The organism is Komagataeibacter intermedius TF2, assembly GCF_000964425.1.
GTDB classification, from domain to species: domain Bacteria; phylum Pseudomonadota; class Alphaproteobacteria; order Acetobacterales; family Acetobacteraceae; genus Komagataeibacter; species Komagataeibacter intermedius.
Genome location: NZ_BANF01000220.1, coordinates 1 through 1028, shown reverse-complemented (window position 1 = coordinate 1028; position 1028 = coordinate 1). Strand labels below are relative to the sequence as shown.

At 55.4% G+C, this 1028-nt stretch carries 1 protein-coding gene; it reads left to right on the top strand.

What is annotated here, in order from left to right; all coding sequences use genetic code 11:
• The first annotated feature begins 107 nt into the window (after positions 1-107).
• Positions 108-883, top strand: a protein-coding gene (locus B7449_RS16500; protein ID WP_240471410.1) for an IS5 family transposase whose coding sequence is annotated in 2 segments (ribosomal slippage) — positions 108-444 and positions 444-883 — 777 coding nt in all. Because the reading frame shifts where the segments join, the coding sequence is not laid out codon by codon here.
• Positions 884-1028: the final 145 nt, after the last annotated feature.

Below are 1028 nucleotides of genomic sequence, written 5' to 3'. Positions count from 1 at the left end.
CACCCTACATCATCCCAATGACGTCTCACAACCTGACAGCTAGGCCGTGTTGACAAAAGGGATTCCGCTGGCCCGCGTCCTGTGATTCAAGCTCGTGGGAGACGAACTTGGTGCGCAAGCTGATATCTGATGATGAGTGGGGCTTCTTCGAACAGTTCATCCAAGCTGTTCGGCATCCGAACGGTCGTAAACCCTGTAATCATCGCCTTGTTCTGGATGGGATTTTCTGGATAGCGCGAACGGGTGCGCCATGGCGGGATCTTCCTGAAGATTTCGGCAAATGGTCGTCGGTCTACCGCCAATTCCGTCGCTGGACCCTTGCGGGGCTCTGGGAGGGCATTCTGGACGCTTTGAACCATTCAGGGATCACCCCGGACAAGCTGCAGATGGTCGACAGCACAGTCATCCGGGCCCATCATCATGCGACGGGCTCAAAAGGGGGACTCCGAAAGAGGCTCTTGGCCGTTCGAGAGGTGGGTTTTCGACCAAGATCCATCTCCGCGTCAATGGCGCTGGCCTCCCGATGAGGACCGGGATCACGCCGGGGCAGGATTCCGACTACACCGGCTATGATCTGGTGATGGCCGACAACCTGCCGCAGCCCGCTGTTCTGGTCGCCGACAGAGGCTATGACTCTGATAAAATCAGGGAAGATGTCGAGAGCCGTAACGCCGTGCCGATGATCCCGATGCGAAAGAACCGAAAGGTTCGCAAGACCGTCGATATGACCATCTACACGCTGCGCAACATGGTCGAGCGCTGTTTCAACAAGCTGAAGAACAGCCGTCGCCTCGCCACACGTTACGACAAAACCGCAAATAGCTTCCTCGGCTTTATCGATATCGCATGCATCAGGCTATGGCTCCGGCATTTGTCAACATGACCTAGCACTACAGTTGTGTTTTGATGTGAGAAGCATAGGCTTTTGCCTGATGTATTCGTCTGAATCGCGACCAGTGCAGGATATGGTTGAGGGAGATCTGGCGCTGGGTCAGCCTGACGATAAGACGCCGGATTTCCTGAATGGA